We start from the raw sequence: 23,510 nt of genomic DNA, 5'->3' as shown, positions 1-23,510 counted from the left end.
TCTCACCTGCGTAAGATCTCTTAGGCAGTTTCGCTCTCTTCACACTTGCAACTCAATAAAGTCAGGAGTATAGTTAATCGCAATTCGACGATTAACTATGAGTACAGCATGACATCTCAATGTAGTATCGCCAATCAGCAGGCATTTACGTCCAGTGAGCAAGACATAGCGAATGAACAAGAATTCGCGCAATTAGCCAAGGCGCTATCGCATCCGGCTCGAGTCAGAATTCTTAAAATACTGATCACTTTGGACAACTTAGGTGGCTGCTTGAACAGTGATTTAGTTTCTGAACTAGGGTTAGCCCAGTCGACTGTTTCTGAACATTTAAGAATTTTGAAACAAGCGGGCTTTATTATTGCAGAGCCTAATCCGCCAAAAGTCTGTTATCGAGTTGCTCGCGACAAGATAGAACAATTTCAAAGTTTGTTTGTATCGATTCTCGACTAACTCCGTTTTAAACAAATTTTCTAGCTGGATGAATAATGGGTATCCAGCTTTTTTAAACTTAAACCAATCGTCTTTCGACGATAAACGAAGAGCGCAAATATTATGGCGACTAATAACCATCCGTCTTCAAATAGCAAACCGTCTTCACAACAAGATGTGTCCACCAGCACCTCAGACAAAATGAGCTTTCTTGATCGATACTTGACCCTATGGATCTTTGTCGCGATGGCAATCGGTGTTGGGATTGGTGCGGCTTATCCAGAAATTACCGAGTTGAATGAAGCCGTGTCTGTGGGCAGCACTAACATCCCGCTGGCCATTGGCTTGATCCTAATGATGTACCCGCCATTGGCTAAAGTAGACTACAGCCTTTTGGGTAAGGTCACTCAAGACAAGCAAGCTATCGCGCTATCACTTGTGATGAACTGGATTGTAGGCCCTATCCTAATGTTTGTTTTAGCACTGACATTTCTTGGCGATCACCCAGGTTACATGGCGGGCATTATCTTAATTGGATTAGCACGTTGTATTGCGATGGTTCTGGTGTGGAATGACATCGGTGGCGGTAATAAAGAGTACGGCGCTGCGTTGGTTGCACTCAATAGTGCATTTCAGATTGTCACCTACAGCTTCATGGCTTGGTTGTTCATCACAGTATTGCCCCCACTGTTTGGTTACCAAGGCTTCGCAGTTGATATTTCAATCGCCGATATTGCAGAGAGTGTATTCATCTATTTAGGCATTCCATTCTTAGCGGGCTTCCTGAGCCGCAAGATCCTCGTCGCTAAGAAAGGTGAGCAGTGGTACAACGAAGTCTTTATCCCGCGCGTGTCACCAATCACTTTGATCGCCCTACTCGCCACCATCGTTTTGATGTTCAGCTTGAAAGGTGAAATGATCTTAGAGTTGCCAATGGATGTGGTTCGCGTAGCGATTCCACTGGCTATTTACTTCGTGTTGATGTTCCTCGTTAGCTTCTTCGTTGGTAAGAAAATGGGGATTCCTTACGACAAAAATGCCTCCATCGCCTACACCGCGACAGGCAATAACTTCGAGCTAGCGATTGCGGTTTCGATTGCTGTATTTGGTATCAATTCAGACCAAGCCTTTGCCGGGGTAATTGGCCCTCTAATCGAAGTACCTGTACTCATCGCCTTAGTCAACGTGTCGCTCAAAATGAAACAGAAGTATTTTGTTCCAGCAACAAACTAGTTGAGTGAAGAGCCTCCTATACGGAGGCTCATTGTTTTAGAAGACAAAGGCGATAAGAGATAAATGTTATAGGGAGTAAAACTCGTAGTTTTCATCTTTCGTTGAGTGCTGGCAGAATGTCACCGTTTCAATAATTTCCGCCAGTGGCATCGGCTTGAAGAAATAGAAACCTTGCAAACAATGAATGCCTTGCTGCGCCATGAAATCCACTTCTTCTTCACATTCCACGCCCTCAACCACCACTTGCGCACCTGTGAGTCGAACAAGCTTACTCGTCAGCCGGAACATCTCTCTTCCGTTGCGATTCTTTAAATTCTGCACCAATAAGCGATCAATTTTCACCTTATCGAATTCGAATTTAGTCAGGTAACCAATTGAAGAGTAGCCTGCTCCAAAGTCATCCAACGCGATAGAAATGCCAAGTGTTCTCAGTTCTTTTAACACTTCCCATGTTATTTGTTCATCTTGGATCAGTAAGTCTTCAGTAATTTCAAACTCGACCTGATTAAAGTTTAGTTCACTTCGCTTGATCAAATCCACCACTCGCTCAGTAAACTCCGATACCAAAAAAGTTTCCGGCGAAATATTTATCGACACCCTAAAGTTCGGGTTGTCCGAGAAGATAGAAACCTCAATAAGGGCGGTTTCGATTACCCATAGATCCAGATCGCTCATCAGCCCGAGTTTGGCAAAGCTGCGCAAGAAATACGGTGAAGAGATGACGCCCGTTTTAGAACGGTGCCTCAGTAGCACTTCCATGCCATTTACACAGCCATGGCTCGTGTCGAATTGAGGCTGGTAGTAAAGCTCAAAGTCCCCTTCACGCATCAGGTCGCTGATCTCTTTTTTTGCTGCAAAACTGCCGTTTAGCGCAGGAAAGAAGCCTTTTTTATCCAACGAAGTGCCTAGTACTGGCAGTGACATGCACTCTTCAAACACCGGCTTAGACGTTATCTTCAATCGGTTAGATGTGCGATTGACCAAACGACATAACGGATAATACAAAGGCGTTACCAATAGAATAATGGCGATCTCGAATGCAAAGTCGATATACGAATATTGCATGTACACTTCGCCGCTCAGTACCGACAAAGTTACCCACCCCATCAGCTCTGAAATCACAAATGAAGCCAGAATAATAATCACGCGAGCGCTACGGTCGACCGATGCAAGATAAAGCGAGAAATAGATCACCAGTAACACTGGGAACAATTGCCATATCAGTACGCTAACAGACAGTAAAGTTTCTGCGCTTTTGGGCGTACCAACAAGTTGTAGAAGCAAACTGATGAGAATGCTCCCTAGAGACAAAACAAAGATAGGTAACAGCATAACAGTTGCGTTAATGATGCCACTTAGGTACGCGTTACCTGTAAAAACTAAACGAGATTTATAGCTAGTTGGAGGGTTCATTGTTTTCATTTAATGCCCGATGACGTGTCGCATCCGTGCTCTTTGGTGTTTGCTCTCCCTATCCACCGTAAGTTGCTTCACTTGCACCACATGTAATTTAAGCCTTATTGAGTGGCATTTAATCAAGCTAAGCAATTGGGCGCACATTAGCCGCGAATTCACTTTGCGTCTATCAAATTAAATTTGTCGTTAAGATGAATATCGATAGTGAAAAACAAGACTATTCCGACACAAAAAAAGGAGCGAATGCCCCTTTAATCTATTGAATTTGTTCGGGAAATACCTCGTGGTATTTTTCCATGAAATCTTTTCGGATCTCTTGTTCCAAATGTGAGGCTTTTTCAGTCGGACAGAAAATCATGTAATGGACGATTTGCTCTCCGGTTGGTGCACTGCCTATTTCAATATGCGGCTCAGAACCCGGCAAATCGACCCCTGCATGCTTTTCAATCACACTGTTGTAACGCCTTGCGACTTCAATAAAGTCTTCACAATGATGCTCAATTTTTTCTGTGAGCTCAGGAAGCAGTGGGTACAGGTTAACGAAGTCTTTCACGACAATAGAGAAGTTATGGTAGACATAACGTTTCATGAAGTTGAGATTCTTCACCGGATACGTGAAAAACATACTATTCGGCAGTGTCGCGGTTTTACCAGTGTAGTGATACTGACCATGTGACAAGTCGATTTCTTGGATCACCGTTGCCATTAGGTTGTGTTCAATTACTTCACCACTCAGCTTACCGACTTCAATCCAATCACCAATGCGGAATGAGCGTGAACTCGCGCGCTGAATAGAGCCTGTAAAACATAGGATGATTTCTTTCGATGCCACGACTATCGCAACCGCAATCGCCGTAACAGAAAGCGCAAACTCGTTGATCTCGGATTGCCACAACATAAACAGCAATACGACAATAATCGTAAAGGTTCCGTTCTTAGTTCGTGACATCCATTTACGCTGGTCTTCTGATAAGAAGGCCTCTTCTCCACGAATTTTAGACAGCACAATCCGCTTAACCAAAGAGATCAACATGATGATCAGCAAGGTAAAAATCAATTTGTGAGTGAGAAGAAAATCAACAGCTAAATACACTTTCTCCATGCTCTACTCCCTTTATACAAAAAGGGGCATTAAGCCCCTTAGTTTCCAACTTGTTACTGTGGAGAAGGGAGTTCTGGTAACTCTCCTTCTTTGAATATCACCACCGCCCGCCTATTGAGTGCGTTTGCATCCAAGGTTTGCTCTTGAGTGATGGGATTCAATTCACCGAATGATTTAACTTCCCACACAAACTGAGCTGGGTCTAGTTTGGTTTGTAAATATTGCAACACAGATTGCGCTCTCTGCTTTGCAAGGTTTTCATTGTAACTTATTGAACCTTGGTAATCGGTATGACCAGCAATTAAAATCCGGCCATTTAAGCCAACCAAATTATCGGCAAACTCATCTAACGACGTTTTATCTAGATCCGTCACTTGCGACTTATCAAAGCCAAAGTGAGGCGTCATAGCAACAAACACCTTTCGTTTTGGCTCGGGCGGTGCACAAAATGCGTTCTCTTCTTCTGTCTGAGTTTGCTCAAACACAATGTAGGCTCGGCGGTTTTCAGCGTTTGCGGCAAGTGTGGTGCCTTCGGCAATCGGCTTCGATTCGCCATAGTGCTTTAATTCCCAGTCATAGCGAGACGCATCCAATCTCGACTGCATATAAGCTTGAACGGCTTGTGCCCGACGCAGAGAAAGCTTCTGGTTATAATCAGAAGCGCCTTGATAATCAGTGTGGCCGACTATCGCAATTTGGCCATGTAGCTTCTTAATACTATCAATAAGCTGGTCGATAGCCGCGTGGTCTTGCTGTTTGAGCTCTGATTTGTCGAAATCAAAATGTTCTGCCACTGCGATTCGAATATCCCGTTCGGGAACAATACATTCCCGAATGAGAAACTTCTCCACATTGGGATCACCAAACTTATCTATGTTTTCTTTGCTTACGTAAGTATCTGTCGAGCAACCAGAAACACTCACCAGTAAAACGGACATTATTGCGGTTAGAACTAATGCAGATTTCATCGTCTTTCCTTAAATTTTACCAACCAAGTTCAAGAAGAAGCCAGTTGCATCGTAGTCATCGTCATTGGCTAAATTGCTGTCAAAGCCAGAGAAGTTATAGCCCACACCCACCTTAAAGTTATCAGAGAGGTGCTTGTTGAAAGAGAGCAATGCACCATGTTCTAACTCTTCATTGAGCGTATCGGTTTTCCAATGATATTCGCCGGTCACATCCCAGTTTTTCATAATGTGATACGAAGCATTCACACCATATAAGTTGATATTGCTTTCCACGATTTCAAACGTGCCTGAAGCCCGCTCAAAAGCTTCACGCTTGTCTTTATGAGCGTATTTTGCCCCTAAGTCCCAGTGGGCATCTAAGGAGTAGATTCCCTCGAGTTCGATGATGTGGCTTTCTTCATCGGTATAATCAATGTCGCGGTCTAACTGGTCAAAATCGACCAAATAAGTATATCGCGTCAGTAAGTTGAGCCTATCGTTGTAAATCGGACGATAAGCTAATCCACCCGTTGCTTCGATAAAACGTACCAGTGTTTCATCTGTTTCTTTACTCACCGATTTCGAATAGTTGTACTTACCAAACAGCGTGTATTCTTCGGTGAGATGGTGCGTGTAACGGTTTGTCGTAACGATTTGATCGATACGTTTCTTTTCTGCGTCGACGTTGTCGTTCCCCTTATCAACACGGTACTCGAACTTGTGCTTAAAACTAATATCATCGAGATCAATTGAGGCATTGAAAGAAACGGCTCTGCGTTCCGTGATTTCTTTTCTCCCCTCGCCAATCGGTTTCTCTATTTCGCCCTGCTGATAACCGATACCGAAGTCGACATCATCATTCATGTCATAGCCGAAGCCATAAGAATCGATTTGGCCTTTACCATTGTTTTCGTCAACGAACTGATTTTCTTGGTAGAAATCCACGCTCGATGTTAGGTCTGCTCGTTGACCGACAATTACATTGTTTTGCCCTTCGTAGTTATCATCCACATACGTCACATATGTGGAATAGTCACTGGTAACGTCGTAAGTTGCAGTTGCTTCCGTTGCCGTACCGCGATCGCCTGAGGTGTATTCGGCGCCAAGTTTTAAGTCATCGAGGATTCTTGCTTCAGCACCAACACTGACGCTGTCGTTATCATCGTATTCCGCGGTTTTGTCGACCGTTGTTTGACCTTTAATGTAGACGCTGGTATCTGAATCCCAGATATAATCAGCCCGAACACCAGCAAGAGAACCTTTACCTTTCAGGCCATCGTTGTTGAGCTCCTCAACTTGTTTACCCGCAGCCGACAGCTTAATGTGCTCAGTCACTTTTAACTGGCCTTCGACTTCAATTTGTTCACTGTCGGTTCTAACGTCGCCGTCGATTTCTGTTTCCAGCATCGAGGTATAACGAGTCGCGATGCTGATTCTATCGGTTGCTTGAAACCTTAATTCCGTGCCATAAGATTCTTGTTCTAAGTCATCACTCTGGCTGGCGTAGCTGTAGCCCGCATCTTTGGATTTGTACCAAGCTTTCACATCATTACCCACTGCACCAAAGATGTTTGGAGCTAGATCGTATAAGTTCGCAACGGCTTTTACCTGTACCGAATCACCTTCACGTTCTTCTAAGGACTCCCCCACTGGGGTAAAAGTTAAACCACCATCGTAGGAAATAAAGTTAGAATCCGTTTGGCGACCTTTACTGTGAGCAAATTCGGCCTTGATGTAAGTCCCTTCGGTCGCTCTCAACGTCACATCAGTGCCGTAAGCTTCGTAGTCTTGGTTATCTTTTTCTTCCGTGGTGTAAGAAGCACCTAGGCCGACATAATCGTTCACCCAACCTTTGACACGGCCACCGTAAGCGAGTGAATCCAAAGCATCACTCCCTTGCGGTACGTATTCATAATCCACTGCAAGATAGTTGTCGTACCCGTCACTTGGGAAGTCGTCCAACACACTACTGAAGTTATCTGAAATAATATTGTTCAGAGGGCGAGTTAGGATAATCCGCCCTTGATAAGGGTCGATTTCATAGTCACGACCAGACACAAGCGGGACTTCGCTTTCTGATATCCCGCTGTTTTTATTAACGACTTTGATGTAAACCTTGTCGCTCCCTGGGACTACTTCACCATGACGTAAGAAGTATAAAGAGCCGCCTGTCCCTAGGAATTCTTCATGGGAGTAAAGCGAATCGGCTTCAGAAGTAAAACCAACGATATTCAGCCTATCTTCACCAAACTTGGTGGTGGAACGGGTTCGGTAGTCCCCTTTAAAGCCATACATACTACGGTTGTAGTCGTTGTTGTCCGTGCCCGTGAGACCAGTATTGTAGTTGCCCCACATCACTTGCGATTTGTCATATTCTAAATCAAAGTAAACCTTACCCTTGGTGTTTACTTCCTGACGAATATTCGCGCTGTCTCCGTAGTCACCATAATAAAGCTCGTCATCGTCTTCTAAAATATCGAACACGCTCGACGAATCAGAAGCAAATGGGTGCTTGAAAATATCGCTGATCTCTCCGTCTTTGGAGTCAAAATGAGTGGTAAGCCTTAATTTGTCACCAAACTTACCTTGCCCGAAATACGCTATACGCCCTTGATTGTAGATATCGTCCTGATATTGCTCGTTAACCCCTAACGCGCCGGTATTGCCTGTCACACGGTTGTTGCCAATGTAGAAGTCCGCTAAACCAGCTTGTGCATAATATGTATCTGGAATGCGAACATATAACTGATAGCGACGTTCATCACCATTATCGAACACCACTTTGGTTGGGAATACATAAGCATCGGTTGGAAGAAACTGCTCGGCGTACAGTTCGCCATCTTCGATATCAAATTCATCTTCACCGATGATGACTTTATCGACACCTTTTAACCCGGTACCGATAAATTTGGCGAGTCCAGAAGACGTCGGAATGTTATGACGCATCAGTTCGGCGCTACCGAAACGTCGCCCTTTATCTTCTTCGTTTTCGTTTCGATCCAGTTCAACTTCTGAGTCGGGCTTAACCATATCCATGACACCAACGGTGGTCACATCAAAGTTGCCGTCTTTATCCCAAACTTTGAGTCGAAACAGTAGCTGCTTACCCGGAGCAAATGTGTAATCGACGTCACTGCTACCATCCCAGCTAATATCGAAGTCATTGGCAAGCTCTCCACCTTCAATCACCGCAAGAGGTTGAGATAAGCTTCGGTCCTCACCACGAAACACCTCTACTTGATACTTGGTGATGTAGTAGCTGTAGTTAGTGGTAATGGTAAAGCTCACCTCATCTTTGAGCTTGCCGTCTGCAACCTCCAGTTCATCACCCACACTGACATCAAGAACAGGGTCGAAACGCATGATGTCTCGACTCGCCCATATCGCCCCCTCTTCCAAGTAAATTCGGGAGCTGTCTTCTTGTTTGTGAGGGCTGACTTCAATTCCCGTCGAATCGGAATCGAGTTTTTCTAATTGGCTCGTGTCTTTTGCCGCAACCATCAAAGGTATTGCGGTTAATACACACACTGCAAGTTGAGTCTTTTTAAATATCTTCATATCGTTATCCAGAAAACCGTATTGAGCGACATCCATCTACTCTTATTGTTCTGTGTACGGTTAGTCTTCCTCCCCGGTATGAATACTGAAGTTGAACTTAGTCAGTTTATTCGGAGAGATCCTCTGTACTTTCGGGTTTTCACTGATGACCTTCATACCTGTTGGCAGCGAATCGGTATCGACTTTTACTAAGAAGTTTTTGCCCTTCTTATCTAATACCCACTGATCAGGAACGTGGAATCGACCGTATTGATCGGTTTCAATCACTATCCCCTCTGTAGTAAGTAATCGAACGCCTGGAATACCATCTTCATAGATCCCCTTGTTCTCAATAACGATTTCCCACAGGTAATCATTTCCGTCTTTGTAAAGGTTGCGCGTTATATCCAAGTTCTCAGCGGATAGACCCTCAGCCTTATCCGACGAATGATTAGTCTTGATCTTGCCGTCACGATCGAATTCCAAATAGCTACCTGCATTGGTTTCAATACGGAAAGAGAAACCTGCACGGGAGCGGGTTTTTAACTGGTACGCGATTTTGTTGCTGTGCGGTAAGGTTCGATTTGAAGACATACCGAACAACTTGTCCAACGTGTGGCCTTTCGCCAACACAGAGTCGTGTTTATTTTCCAGACGAGCTTTAGCCTCACCATAACCGTGTTCATACTGGCCTTTAGTGTTCAGCTCTACACCATAAGTTGTGCTTGGGTGGTAATCCGATTTGAATGGCACATCCTCTAACAGGATTTCTGCCCCTTCTTTGGTGATTAAAGTGGTTCCAGGAATATAATCCTGCTCATCCATATTTACTTTAATGTGTACATCGTAAGCTGTGGCATCTGCTTGGAAGCCATCTTGATTATGGTCTTCAAAGACTTTACCGATAATAGAAGCAGTATCGAAAACCTTATCTGGCACCACTTCGACTATCGCACTGGCTTTATTTGAGTTCACCACAAGAGCCCCCGAAGACTGGCCTTCAGGAGGGGTCATCGCAACGGCAGTATTGACGTATTTGCCAAACGTCGCTCCAACACTGACTCTGAGTAAGTAACGGATACGGATTTGTTCAGTCGTCGTCCCATCATCGTTACCATAAGCCAGCATATCACCTACATTGAACACCATTTCATTGGTAACAGATGGGTCAGCGGTGGACAGCACATCATCCCCCGTATCGAATGCGCCATCAGGCCCGCTATTGGTCATTTCAGTCGAGCCTTCAACATACTCGAACCCTGCTGGATAGCGGTCGACCAATTTGACATTCTTGAATTCAGAATCATTGTTGTTCTGAATAATGACTTCATATTCAACCACATCACCGACGGAAACATCGTTTTGCAAGGCTTCTTTGGTGACGGAAAGCTGCCCTTCATTGTCAGCAAACTTTTTAACGTGAACGGTTACTGAATCAGAAGCCGTTTGACCTGTGGCCGGATCTTTAACGGTAAAGGTGTTAGTGACATTGTCATCTAAGCCTTTGTTAAGTTGACCAGTGATGGTAATTTCATAGCCATTACCCATGTAAGGCATAAGATCAAGCGATAGGCTACCATCAGGTAACATCAGATCTTTGTCCGTAAACTCCCCTTTCAATTGTCCTGTTGGCCACTCTTCGATTCGTACTTTCCAAGAGGTAAATAATGCGTTGCCATTCGCCCCAACAAGCTTGCTGATTTCATCAACCATCTCGACACCCGAAATCGTCGCAGCACCCTCGTTACTCACTTTAAGCAAGTACACCAAATCGTCATCCTCGTTGGTATATTGAGCGTTGTCGCCTTTGGATGTGGTTTTATCAATAGCAAAACGTACGGCTTCAGGCGTAATCATCGCGCTGACCGTTTCTATCGTAGCGTGGTTTGAAGGTGAGGTAGCACTGCGGTTTGATGTGTTCCCACCAGCATTGCTACCACCGTTCTGAGCGTTATCTTTTGCTTCTGCAATCTTGTTCGCTACGTTAACAATCTCACCCATGGCTCGGGCATCGACTGTACCTGTAATTGCGAACTCCACACTGTCTCCCGGCGCAATATCCATCACCGCTTCAATGTCCGCGTTGGCAGCGATAGAACCTGGAATCACTTTCGTTCTCGGATCACTGCTGCTGATATCAACTGTCCAATCAGTGAATGCTCTCACCACCTGACGCTGGCCAGTACTAATATCTGGTCGAGTCGGTACCAACATACGTGAAATCATATTGCTCAGTACGATATCGTTAGCAAACCCTTTACTGTCATTAAATAGGGTTACCCTAAACGTTGATTGCTCCCCTGCGATATAAATCGGGTTGTCGGCTACTTCCGTGATGAGTACGTTATCTGGCTCAGGCAATAGGCTAGCGACTGCGGTGTAACGTTGAGCGCGTCCCGACAACGTGGTCATGCTGGCCTTGTTGTCAATCTGACCATTGGCAAACTCGTTCACTTTGCCTTTGATAGTCAATTCCAAGGTATCATTTGGGGCTAGGTTTACTGTCGCATCAACCTCTTTATTCGCACCACTTGGGTCTGGTGAAATAGAGGTTAGCTTGCTGCCTTTAGAAACATCTATCGTCCATGTTTCAAATGCTTTCTCAGTGCTACCTTTGACTGTAGTCACCTGCATCGACTTCAAGAGATCTTTTAGCTGAATACCAGCAACAAATGCTTCGTTCTGGTTACTCAGAACCACTCGGAATGTTGCCTCTTTGCCCGGTTCATAGGCCATTTGGGTATCACTACCCGCTTCACCCACAAACTTCTCTAATTTCAACGACACAGGTCGATGTTTTATCAAAGCGTCCGCCGTTATCGGTGCTTCAGTCGGAGCGGTTACCGAGACTTGGTTATAGATATCAGAAGTAGCGTAGCTGTTTACTTTACCTTTGATGACAAAGGTAATATTGCTGTTAGGCGCAATATCCGCCAAGGTATCGATATCTGGGTTGTTGCCCGTTGGCTCCGTTACCAGTGACGACCTTGGGTCACTGTATTTGGTTTCAATGACCCACTGTTCAAATGCTTTGCCTTTGCTGCCATCGACCAGGGTAACCATCACATCAGACATCAAATCTGTTAGTTCAACATCATTGGCAAACCCATTGCCATCGTTGGTTACCGTGATGGTAAATTGAGCCAACTGACCCGCTTGGTAATACTCTCTATCAGCGACCTTTTCTACCTTAATAGTGGATTTCTCAGGCTCAATCACCGCTGTAGGTGAGTACTCTTTACCATCAAACTTCACCAATGCCGTATTTTCGATCTGCCCAATCGCTTTGTCTTCGACCGGCCCTTCAACCGTGAACACAATGGTGTCGTTTGGTGCTAAATCAATGACATTATTGATGTCGGTGTCCCAACTGTAGGTTGAAGACTGAATTTGAGTTCTAGGATCATCTGCTCTCCAGTCAACCAACCAGCGACTGAAGGCCAACTGCTCTGTGCCATCTGTCGTTTCTACCAAAATGCTGGAAATCACATCTTGCAAGGTAATATCGTCAGCGAAGGCGGCGTCTTGGTTTTCTATCGTGATAGTGAACCCATTTTGTTTTCCGGGTTCATAGGTCGGATGAATCGCTTGCTTGGTCACACTGAGTTTAGGTACCAACGGTTCGCTAACTGCTTCATCACCAACGGTTTTGCCATCGTAATCCACCGTCACAGTATTCTTAACTTCACCAACGATGTCTTCTTTGAGCGTCGCTTTAATGGTTACGGTAATGGTGTCATTCGGGGCAATGTCGACCGTATTATCAATGTAGTCACCCGAAAGAGCTGGTAACGAAGTAGTTCCTAGTGACGATACCCCTGTGATTTGATAGCTACCAGCATCAAACGCGGTAACCGTAGCACCGGAAATGGACGTTGAGCTTACTCTGTCAATCAGGTCGACAACATTCACATCTGCCGCCCATACGCGCTGGGTGTTGGTCAGTACGATAGTGTAAGTCAGCGTATCACCCGCGAGATACACGTCTTTATCGACCGTTTTTGACACGGTGACTTCAGCATCAATTGGTTGATAAGTTGCGCGAGCAGTTAACGCATCTTGGTTATCTGCTGTTACCTCCACTTGGTTTTCAATCTCTCCGATGACATTCGAACGAACTGTGCCCTCTAAATGCAAAACCACCTTAGAGTTAGGAGCGATGTTGTAGTTACCTTTGAATCCATCACTGCTGTCAAAGGCCGTTTCCGAAATCACCTGTGTTTTACTCGCCGATGAGTCAACCACTGAAACACTGCTCTTCGAAGCATCCCAAGAGTCGAAAGCCTGCTGAGGCAATAAGCTATCTACCACATCCGCTTTGATCTGTTTGGCAAGGTCTTCAATCACCACATTTTGGACGTAACCACCGCCAGTGTTTTCTACTTCGATATCAAAACCAATCGAATCACCCGGTGCATAGAGAGCCGGGGACAATGAAGCCACCTTGCTTACTTGCAAAGTACCTTGCTCTGGGTAAATAAAGTGTTGCTGCAAATCGTATTGCTTTGTATCGACGTAGAGGGTGTTTCCAAACTTGCCAATCGCATCTTCTCGCACGTGGCCAACAACATTAATTTGCAGTACGGTTGGTTCGGTACTCGCGGCCCCTAGCTTAACAATGGCGTCAATATCACCTTTGGTTTGAATAGCACTCGCATCGTTATGAGCCGCACCAGCATTGCCGACAAACTTGACCGATGTTGTCCAATCTTTCAGCGCTGTTTTTTGAGTGCCGTCTGCTGTTTCTACGGTAAAGTTTGAAATTTGGTCTTGAACGCGTACGTCAACGTTAGAGTCGGATTTGTTTGCCACGTACATGGTGTAACGGACTTCACCGCCCGGTACGTAGGTTGGTGTATCCGTTGATTTTGAAGCCAAGATTTCCGCCTGACCTTGCCCCAATACGATATCGTTTGAATCGGCTCCGTCTACTTTGGCGATGTTAGTGATAGTACCTGTCGCGTCCGCATCGACGACTCCTGACAGTCCAAATATAACCTTATCACCCGGCATAAGGTCGAATGTCGCGTTTAAAGGCATATTGCCTTCATAGCTGCCCGAAATAGCAAAGCGGTCAGAGCTTGGTTTCTCTAAAATGGTGCTCGATAAGTTACTGAACGCTTTTGTCCCAGTAGAGGTTGAAATCTTGTTGAGCTCATCGACGATAGACACGTCATTTGCAATGCCTTCACCGTTATTCTCTACAGTGATCGTGTAGTTCACCTGTCCACTTGGGTTGTATTCACAACCGCTGCCAGAATTCGACGGGAAAGTACAAGAACTGCTATCGGCAGTGGTATTAACGACTAGCTTTTCAAAATCGATCTTAGGTGCGATAGGTGGAATCGTAGGTGTCACTACCGTGGTGCTTCCGCCTACGGCTTTGTTCGCATCAATTTCACCTAGCGCATCTTCACGAATCGTTCCCTTAATAGTGAACTGAATGTCTTCTGCTGGGCCAATATCGGTGATTAGGTCAATGTCACTATTCGCATCATAGTCTGGTAAGTAAGTATCGACGCGAAGCTCTAGCCCCTGTGAAATCGTGTGGGTAATAGCAAAGCTATCAAACGCTTGCTCTGTCGCACCGCCAATCACTTCTACTTGAATGTCAGACACAATGTCGCGAATACGAGTTTGGTCTGTCCAAACTTTGGCTGCGTTATCGACATCAAGCAAATAGATGACTTCCTCGCCTGGTTTGTAGGTATCACCATCACGGTAAGCTCTACCACCAATCGAGAGGATCTGTTTACTCACTATTAAGTTTTGTGCGTCTGGCTTAAGCGTTGATTTTTGAAAGCTGCTACCGTTGTAGTTTGGCTTCACGATGACATTTTCTAACGCATCGTCTCGAATCTTGCCCTCAATAACAAAATCAATCCAACCACCAGGTGCAATGGATAGTTTTGGAATATTGATATCGACATTTGAACCACCCGCGTAACCACCAATATCTGTCACTAACTCACCCGAGGTAGTGGCTGTTACTGTCCAACCATATTGCTCAAACACAAAACCTTTCTGGTCATTCGGCTCTCCTGCGGCATTTTGCGCCAAGCGAGATTTAACCTTAGAAAACTCTTCTTTAAGCGAAGCTAAAAACTCCGTACCCTTACCTTTGTTTTCTATACGAAGGTGATAAACAACCTCTTGCCCCTTGTCACGCGAGTCAAAGTTGTAGTTGGTTTTCTGAGTATTAAAGCTGGTGTCTGTGTAGGCTTTATGTGTTTTCTTAAGGTCAGCAGCCAACATATCAGAGCGCTCTGACGGCAAGTTATGGCTATCATCTACTCGAGCGATATTTTGAATAGAGCCCACCGCTTTTTCAGACACTTTCGCTTTGATTACGTAGCGAACAAACGTACCGCCTTTGGCAAATTTGCTACCCGCAATGTCAAACGCTGTATCAATATTGCTGCTGTCTGTAATCGTTCCTGCGTGTGAAAGGCCACTATCGTCTACTTCGGTTCTGATGGTCCAGGAATCAAATGCTTCGCCTACCGAACCGTCGAAGTAGTCCGTTGATATACCTTGAATATCATCAACGATCTTTATGTCCTGCAAGTGAACATTATTCTTGTTCTCTAGTAGGATTTGATACTCAATGTAACCACCCGGCGTATAGCCACCGACGAGTTCTGTTTTGCCATCTTGGTCGTAGTACTTCAGCACTCTCTTTTCAAATACATATTTTTCTGTATCCGTTTTAGATTCGGCGCTGACCGTATCATTGTCGACACGAAGCAAGTTCAAAATATCGCCGACGGCATTCTGGTTTACAGGCGCTGTCACGACGTATTGAATCGTTTCACCAGCAGGAACCGAGATATGAGTGTTGATATCACGGTTATCTGCCAGAGTGCCATCAAGATCGACTTCGGCGACTTTACTTCCGCCAAGCACCTTGGGTTCAATTTTCCAGCCGTTAGGGAAGGCTTTGCCTTGAGTGGTATCAATCAGTTCCACCTCTATCGTGGAGAGTTCATCCTCAATTGGGATGTTGTAAGCACTGCCTTTGCCGTCATTTTTGACCGTCAATCGGTAGGTCAGGTTTTCACCCGGTTGGTAATTCTTTTGGTCGACTGTTTTGGTAAACGTTAAATGGTACTCGTATGGCTCAACGGTAATACCGCCAATGGTGATATCTCCGACCGCGTCATCACGGACAACGCCCTCAACCGTGTACCAAACAGAATCGCCACCAGCCACATCTATCGTTGTATCAATGTTTTCATTGTCAGCAACGACTCCGTCCTGCTCCCCAGTCGTCGTGCCATTACCACCATCGCTGTCCTCTTTATCTACGTCTACGCTGAACATATCGTTAAACGGGTTTGCTGACGTTCCGTCGAGTAACTGAACACTCACGCCCTTAATGTTCTCGTTCACCACATGGTCGTTCATGTAGCCATTTTGAGAAGATAGCGTCACTTTATAGGTCAGCGTATCGCCTGGTGCGTAGTATCGACTTGGTGAGCCATTAACAAGGAGTTCGCGTGTCACACCGCCGCCAGATGCGACTCGCTCCATTTCATGGTGAGAAACATGCGAGGCTTCCGTCACTTGCTTGTAATCTCTGAAGATGTAGGCATCGTTCGCTATTATTGGCTCAAGAAAGCCCACGTTATCCGAGCCGATAACGTTGTCTTTGATGCGCGCTTTTATCTTAAATGTTCGGGTTTCACCAGCAGCTAGAGAAAATGTGGTGTTCTCATCCCCTTCTGGGTAAACCAAGTCGTCAGTCACCTTACCGCGCCAACCAGCGCCATCAGCGTAATCGAACTGCCAATATTCAAATGGAGACTGATCACGATAGTTGGCGAAATGATCATCTTTTTGGTTCGCCAATACCGATTTGATTTGAGTGAGAGGGTCAACCAGCTTGAGTCTGTCGGCTTTGTGTTCGCTGAGGTTAGCCAAAGTGATCAGGTAGGTAACGTCTTCTCCCGGGATAAAACGTCGTTTATCTGCTGATTTGACTATCGAGACGTTGAGTTTTTCATCACCACTGTCCCCAATCTCTGCAGACGCTGACTGATCTAGGTTGTTGATTGGCTCATGTATCTCCGCTGTATTGGAAATTTCATATTTTTCATAGTCACTTCGCACTAAACCACGGATGGTATAACGAACAAACCCCATACCTTGTTTCGTTTGCGGGTCGATATCCACCTTGGTATCAATATTGTTATTGTCGGCATAATTCGTAGGGCTGCCCGCATAGCTCCCTGTTTTATAAGGGCTATTATTTCGATCAGTAGATGAGCTTATTTCCCACTTTGAAAAGGCGTTCATCGCTTTAATGTCGTCTTTCACCGACACTTCATTTGCGTAGCCAGCACCTCGGTTATAGACCGTCACATCAAACGTTACCCATTGCCCTGGAAAAAACTCATTTTCTTGAGTGGTTTTCACAACAACCACATCCGGCTCTTTCGGGTATACCACTGCTGTATCAGAAGTTGATTCTTGCGAGTCTGAGTCTGGTGTTTTCACCGTGACCGTATTATCAAAACGCTTGTAGAGAATTCTATCTCCATCGCTACGGTCCATTTGACCGACTATGGTGTAGATAATCTCGACATCTGGTGGAATTTGAGCGGTTACATTGAGATCTTTATTGTCTTCAAAGTCACCCACTTTGGTATAGGTGTCATTGCCGTTTAGCAAGGCGTTATCCGATACAATTTCGGCCGAGATAGTCCACGAGGTAAAGACTTTCTTAGATTCATTATCTGGCTCCAGTACACCCGCTTCAATCTTAGAAATTTCATCGATAATCGAAACATTGGTTGCAAATCCATTGCCTTTCTTGTTCTTCACGTGTAGCTGGTAGGTGACTTCATTGTCGTTCTTTGAATAGCTCACACGTTCACTGTTAAAACCACCACTGGTGTTGGTTTTAACTGTTTTGTTGAGCGTAATTTCAAAATCATGAGGATCGGAGCCACGATCTGCATAAACGGAATTATCAACCGTTACACTGTTTTGGACATGTCCATTGGCTAAAGGATTCGTCTTGGCTGCAATGGTATAAATCACATAGCTATGAGGCTCAATGGTTGCTTTAACGTCAAGGATCTTTCCGTCAGCCATTGAACCGTCTATCGAGCCAGAAATGCCTGTATCGGTGGCGCTTGCTGCGCTGCCATCAGAATGGAAAGCCTCAGCGGTAATCGTCCAGCTATCAAATGCTGGTTTCACTTCTCCGTACACATTCACGGTTTGAACGGCGGTTAGGTCGTCAATAACTGGGACTTGGTCTGCAAAGCCGTCGCCATCATTATCAACACGAATGGTGTAAGTGAGTATGTCTCCGGCGGAATAGTAGCGAGAGTCGACATCTTTGCTAGCGCGCAGGTTATCTTCTGGCATTTGAATACCAGACCCCTCTTCAGAGACATTGTCTGAACACGCAGGGTTGTCATCAATGATCAACCCGACACTAGAGTCATTAACTTCCGCCGTGAGCGTATAGGTAACTGTCTCACCCGGCGCGACATCAGGTGACAGCGTAACTGGTGAGGTTATCCAATTTCCATAGGAATAACTGCCCGGGTCCGTACCTTTGTCATCTTCTGAACTGCTCGGCTCAATTTTCCAACGTTTGAATGCTGAACCTGTACCGGCTCCACCAGCCTGCTCAGTCTGGACACACGTTAAGTCATCGACCACCGCCAAGTCATTAGCAAAATACTTAGACGAAGAGTTGGTCACTTTGATTTCGTACTCAACTTGGCCACCAGGCAGGTATTCAGATGCTTTGGTGGTTTTCTGGATATTGATTTCAGAGTCGTTGACACCCAAAACCCGCTCTGCTTCTATCACTGAACCGATTTGGCTATCTTTCACCAAGTTCCCGCTCGCATCGTGGACAGCAGCATTGGCCCCCAAAACAGGCCCAATAGCGACAGGAGACAATTCAGCCTTGATCAGATATGTGATCGACTCACCTGGGTAGATGGATACAGTGTCATCAATCGGAATATTGGATTGGATACCAGAAGAGCGATAGTTCGATAATGAGTTATCGCCGATATCACTGACTTCAACGGTCCAAGAACGGTACGGGTTTCCATCAACATCAGAATGGTTATGTTCCGAAGCCAGGTTATTCGCAAGACCAAGTTTTGAAACCAGATCGGCAATATTTTGTTTGACGTGGTAGTCGTGGGCAATCCCTCCCCCTTGGTTGGAAACTTCAACCGTATAATTACGCTTGGTAGAAACGAGGTAGGGGTTGGTTTTATCCAGAGAATGTTCAATTTCAACCTTGGGCTCGCTCGGTGGGGTAACAACAGGTGTTGTTACGACGTTTCCATCTTTAGTTGAAGAGTCGGCCATCACTTCAATATCACCAACCAAAGTATCAGCGATAGTTGTGTCGATGGTATACGTAAGGGAGCCCCCAGAAGCTATCCTAGCGTCGGTAACATTGAGGTCACCAGAAGAGTTGTAACTCCCCAAATCGCTCGACGAGCCAGATTTTTTTCCTGATATGTTGATGGCTTGAAATGGCGATATCGTGCTTCCGTCATTAGAAGCGACGTTAAGGCTGTCCAGAGGCAAACTAATGTCTAGCCCTCTAACATCATACCGGCCCGTGTTCGTGACTTGGAGTGTGTAAGTTAACCTTCCCCCTACAGCGTATTCGGATTTATCGGCCGTCAACTCCATTTCGTATTGATACGCTACAGGTTTGAATACACTGCCCGAAAACGGAGTAAATGATTCAGAACTTCCGTCGCCGTTGATATCAGCTTCCACTGTTGTGGAACCTAACTGAATATCGCCGACTGCGCTATCCCTCACCAAAGCTGAAATTGAATAGGTAATTTTTCCGAATGCAAACAGCGTAGCATCAGCTACTTCGAGATTGGCGTCAGTGCCCGTGAAAGTGCCTTCACTTGAGCCCCACGAATGGGTGGCCGTCACAGAGGCAGAATCAAATGCTCGCCCTCCTGAGGACGTTGCATCCCAATAAAGATCTTCAATTCGAACATTTTTTAAGGTTTTAGCGGTCGTGTTCTTAACCTCAATTTGGTAATTGATGTACTCACTGTTTTCGTAAAGCGCGCTACTTGGGGATACGGTAACTTCAATTTCTCCCGCAGCCCGAGCCTGGAAAGTAACCAACGCAAACACACACACCAGTAGATAGCTCACACGAGCAAGAGACTTATAAAACGACACGACACTTTCCCAACTTAAGATTTAGTAAGCTAAGCCCTACATCAACTGCTCATCTAGTAAGCCAACGGCCTACTCACCTATGTCGTCATAGTTTTGACGCGCTAAACATTGGTACTACTGGGCAAGCTGAACAAAGTAACACTTTGTAATTTCTAGCAAACTGTCAGTTTGAGTTAAGGTTTCCCAAAACAGTCACTGTAATTTGGCGGAAGTAATATACTCCCCAAAGGTCTCACACCATATGATTACGGTATTAAATTCAGAAATATCTGACACATCAGATATAGAAAGGGAGAATCTATCGAAGCGTGTTACGTTGCCAACGTTTAACATTTGATCTTTATTGGCCATGAAGTCTGCCTCTGTTTCAACATAAACAGGAGAAAGGTACGCTTTGTAATCCGGGCCCGGTGCTAACTCACCGACAAAGATAAGTTCACTGTCGGTAATGGAAACCGTCCCTTCTCCCCAATGCAAAAAGTCGCTGTCAGCGCGTTCTCGTTCAAAAGTGCCGCTGAGTATCACTTCGTCTGGTTGGAGAGTAATTTCGTTGAGCTGCGAAGCTGGCGGTTGGATCAGGATAGGAAGCGCATAGATACCGAGAGCAAAGCCCAGTACACCGACAGCAAAGTGGGAAAAAGTCAGTAGAATCCACTTCATAATAAACATCCTTATTGAATATTGATACCGTATAAATGTACACGACAGCCAATAAGATAACAGGATGATATATATTAATTTTCAATAACTTTATTTATTTTCGAGTGAAGCTCACAATTAAACAAGTTTAATATCTACTTATTGGTATTTTGGCTTCAACAACCAAGCTAACCAAATGTCACGGCGAATGCCTCTGCATATATACTTTTCATTCGTATACTGGCTTTACATAAATCGGGTGAAGTGTTCTACTTTGGGCGTTATTGATAAAAGGAATCAGCGTGGGTAGCAGGGAAACTATTTTTATTGTTCAGACCGGTGAACTGCGTCAGGGTGAATTAACCACGCACCTTTCCTATACAGATTCAAGAGTGTTGGATTATCTCGTACAACACCAAAGTGATGTCGTTAAAAAAGAAACGCTTAAGCAATACGCTTGGGAACATACAGAAGTCACCGACTCATCACTCGCCAAATCAATCGCCAAACTTAGAGAAGCGTTAGCCCCTTTTCAGCTTTCTGATGATGTCATCGTATCGATCCCTCGCATAGGTTACCGCCTCAAGCTAGATAGTCCATCTCAATTAGTCGTCAAGCAGAAACTAGATTCCATACGGGAGACTCAACCCGAACCCGTTCTCACTAGCTCATCTCTTATTACCAAAATTCGTAATAATAAACAGTGGCTGTTCTTCCCAGCGTTAATCAGTTGTTCTTTGGTTCTTATCGGGCTCTCGGTGCAAAACTTTTATCAAGCTCGGTTTGATAATTCAGCCTATTACCTCAATCCAAATAACATCATTCACAGCACACAAATCGCAAGTCGTGAATTCAAGATCATTGCGCCGAGGGGACACGTTTTGACCAAAGCTCAACGACACCTGATTCAAAGCATAGGCTGTGACTGTACTTATTACATAGAAAAGAACGATACGGCCCTCATCCTAAGTGTCTATCAGCCCGACAAAAAATTTGGTAAGACCTATGCTTTACCACTTGAAGATATCGAGCAGGCAGCGAAAGTAATCAGAAAAGAGATACACCCATGAGAGCCCTCCTGATATTACTGACCCTCTCTGCCGGCCTATACTTATTTAGCGAAAGCTATTACCGGAGCCACATATCAGTTGGGGGCGAATATCGCGCGCACTTCAGTGATTTAAGGAAGGACGGCAACAAACTATACGAAGTCATCAATGCGAGCATTACGGAAGATAAGTTCACGACGGATGTATACCTAAAAGAGGAAGGTATTGATTCAGTATCTGTTTTCCACTCGAAGGGTAAGTTTCTACGTTTCAAACATGGAACGTATCGTTATTCTGCACAAATTACTCCAGAGCAGAAGGCAGCCATAAACAATTTAGAGGCTTCAGAAGAATACAAGGACATGTTGCAACGCAGCATTATTGAAGAGAACGATATTCTAGAGTTACTTTATTTAGATAAACACATAGTGATAGTGAGCAGAGGAAAGCAAAGGCACGTTTATCTTTATACGCGTTTAAAATAGAAAGGCCCTCCATGGCCTCAGCGTAGTACAAGTAAGAGACTAAAATCGATATTCGATATGTGTCATTAACTGCACTTCATCATCATATTCTACTTTTAGATCAGCGTAGTTTTCAGCATCGAACCTAGCCTCAACGCTGTCTTCCATATTGTGCTTTACATACGCCACTTCTGTACCGAGCACCCAGTTTGTAAATCGATACTCCAATCCTGTTTGAACGCCGTACATAATCCCTTTCGGGTTTAAGATACCGACTTTGCTCTGTTCATACCCTAACGTGGCACCAACCGTCCAATCTAGCGAGTGAGTGATTGGAACTAGATAATCATACTTCGCATAGAACTCATGTATGGTAGAAAACATACTATCCTCATCTTCATCGCCAAGATCCACTTCCTTGATGCTTGAGTCAGCTCGGTAACCAAAACTTATCTTATGCTGGTCTTGCAATATTAATCCGCCATAAAGTCCTAACGCTAAACCTCCGCTTGTTGAATATTCACTTGAATAAACATCTATAGCGTTACCGTCTTCGACCGAACTCCCCAACTGTTTAAAATTTCCGGTGTCAGACAAAGTGTACCCAGCATCAATTCCCCAAAAATAGTCGGTTGGCGCAGCCTGAGCCATCGAAGTAAACCCCATAACCACTGCCAAGCTCAATACTGCATATTTTAATCTCATTGCATGTTCCTATGTGTTGATAACCTTAAGTCCTCTAATGATTGGCCAAGCTGCCTCTCATCAATGCAGTGAATATTAAGAACGGCTAAGCTAAATCCCTAGTAAACTGTATTGAGCAGTAAAGAATTGCGTGGAATAAATCTAAAACGATATAAAAAACACTATTAAACAATATCTTATATATGAATCATCACTACAAAAAAGGGCACTATGGCATCAGTTTGGGTAGCAATTTCAGCCCTAGGCGATACAATACGCCCCCAAATAAAAGGCCAGTGAGACAACAATGCAACGCGACTACACTTTAAATAGCCTGCAATCAATGCCGAGAGAAGAATTGGAAGAATTCAGTTTACGAATGATCCATCGATTGGTACCGGAAGAAGCAATGACCGAGCTGTTTACCTTTGAACAAGAAGAAACAGAAAATGAAGAACGCCTTCAGTCAGCCAAGTTCGACGCAATGCTCAGAATGAACGCTATCGCTCTCAGTGAGCTTAATTTGGCGTTTAGTGAATCAGATAATGCTAAACAGAACATCGATCGCATGACGCGACTGCTACTATGGCACTTCTACGCGGTTTCATTTCATTTAGAAAAAGCGATTCCGCTAGAAGTACACTGTGACAAAGTAGAAACCATCATTAAAACCATGCCTTCAGATGCGTTTGGGTGGGTGAAAACTCTAACAGAGTTACTGCACTACTATGCGGAAAAAAGCGATAGCCAGAACTAAGTCGTCACCGAGCGTCAGTTGATGCCACATCGCTCAGCTCGCACAACCAATAAATAA

12 protein-coding genes are annotated in these 23,510 nt (G+C 44.8%); 5 read left to right on the top strand and 7 right to left on the bottom strand.

The features are described from left to right. Positions 1-108: 108 nt before the first annotated feature. Together ACXABW_RS15650 and arsB are read left to right on the top strand one after the other, a co-directional pair. Positions 109-450: an ArsR/SmtB family transcription factor gene (locus ACXABW_RS15650; RefSeq protein ID WP_457526035.1), complete on the top strand. Its 342-nt coding sequence runs from the start codon at positions 109-111 to the stop codon at positions 448-450. A gap of 102 nt (positions 451-552) precedes the next feature. After that, positions 553-1,662, top strand: a complete 1,110-nt coding sequence (gene arsB, locus ACXABW_RS15645; protein ID WP_457526033.1) for an ACR3 family arsenite efflux transporter — start codon at positions 553-555, stop codon at positions 1,660-1,662. Positions 1,663-1,728: 66 nt separating this feature from the next. On the opposite strand, the gene ACXABW_RS15640 is transcribed toward arsB, so the two are convergent. The 6 genes from ACXABW_RS15640 to ACXABW_RS15615 form a co-directional block, all read right to left on the bottom strand. Continuing rightward, positions 1,729-3,084 (bottom strand): EAL domain-containing protein, encoded by a 1,356-nt coding sequence (locus ACXABW_RS15640; protein WP_457526031.1) that lies wholly within the window; start codon positions 3,082-3,084, stop codon positions 1,729-1,731. Positions 3,085-3,334: 250 nt separating this feature from the next. Then, the gene (locus ACXABW_RS15635; RefSeq protein ID WP_457526029.1) at positions 3,335-4,180 is read right to left on the bottom strand and encodes a mechanosensitive ion channel family protein; all 846 of its coding nucleotides are present in this window, start codon (positions 4,178-4,180) and stop codon (positions 3,335-3,337) included. A gap of 53 nt (positions 4,181-4,233) precedes the next feature. Then, positions 4,234-5,148: an OmpA family protein gene (locus ACXABW_RS15630; protein ID WP_457526027.1), complete on the bottom strand. Its 915-nt coding sequence runs from the start codon at positions 5,146-5,148 to the stop codon at positions 4,234-4,236. Between the two features lie 9 nt (positions 5,149-5,157). Then, the gene (locus ACXABW_RS15625) at positions 5,158-8,685 is read right to left on the bottom strand and encodes a hypothetical protein (RefSeq protein ID WP_457526026.1); all 3,528 of its coding nucleotides are present in this window, start codon (positions 8,683-8,685) and stop codon (positions 5,158-5,160) included. A gap of 60 nt (positions 8,686-8,745) precedes the next feature. Next, positions 8,746-19,860: a DUF11 domain-containing protein gene (locus ACXABW_RS15620; protein ID WP_457526024.1), complete on the bottom strand. Its 11,115-nt coding sequence runs from the start codon at positions 19,858-19,860 to the stop codon at positions 8,746-8,748. A gap of 192 nt (positions 19,861-20,052) precedes the next feature. After that, positions 20,053-20,520: a DM13 domain-containing protein gene (locus tag ACXABW_RS15615; RefSeq protein ID WP_457526023.1), complete on the bottom strand. Its 468-nt coding sequence runs from the start codon at positions 20,518-20,520 to the stop codon at positions 20,053-20,055. A 281-nt stretch (positions 20,521-20,801) separates the two neighbouring features. Between ACXABW_RS15615 and ACXABW_RS15610 the strand changes: the two genes are divergently transcribed. Continuing rightward, a complete protein-coding gene (locus ACXABW_RS15610; RefSeq protein ID WP_457526021.1) occupies positions 20,802-21,569 on the top strand; it encodes a winged helix-turn-helix domain-containing protein in 768 nt (255 codons plus the stop codon). Next, on the top strand, positions 21,566-22,033 hold the full coding sequence (locus ACXABW_RS15605; RefSeq protein ID WP_457526019.1) for a hypothetical protein: 468 nt from the start codon (positions 21,566-21,568) through the stop codon (positions 22,031-22,033). The genes ACXABW_RS15610 and ACXABW_RS15605 overlap by 4 nt, the downstream gene beginning before the upstream one ends. 39 nt (positions 22,034-22,072) lie before the next feature. Here ACXABW_RS15605 and ACXABW_RS15600 read toward each other — a convergent pair whose 3' ends face one another. After that, positions 22,073-22,717, bottom strand: a complete 645-nt coding sequence (locus tag ACXABW_RS15600; RefSeq protein ID WP_457526018.1) for a hypothetical protein — start codon at positions 22,715-22,717, stop codon at positions 22,073-22,075. 286 nt (positions 22,718-23,003) lie between these two features. Here ACXABW_RS15600 and ACXABW_RS15595 point away from each other — a divergent pair, with 286 nt between their 5' ends. After that, positions 23,004-23,453: an exoribonuclease R gene (locus tag ACXABW_RS15595; RefSeq protein ID WP_457526016.1), complete on the top strand. Its 450-nt coding sequence runs from the start codon at positions 23,004-23,006 to the stop codon at positions 23,451-23,453. The last annotated feature ends 57 nt before the right edge of the window (positions 23,454-23,510 follow it).

It is taken from the genome of Vibrio paucivorans (assembly GCF_054053395.1).
This window is presented reverse-complemented; position numbering and strand designations above follow the sequence as displayed.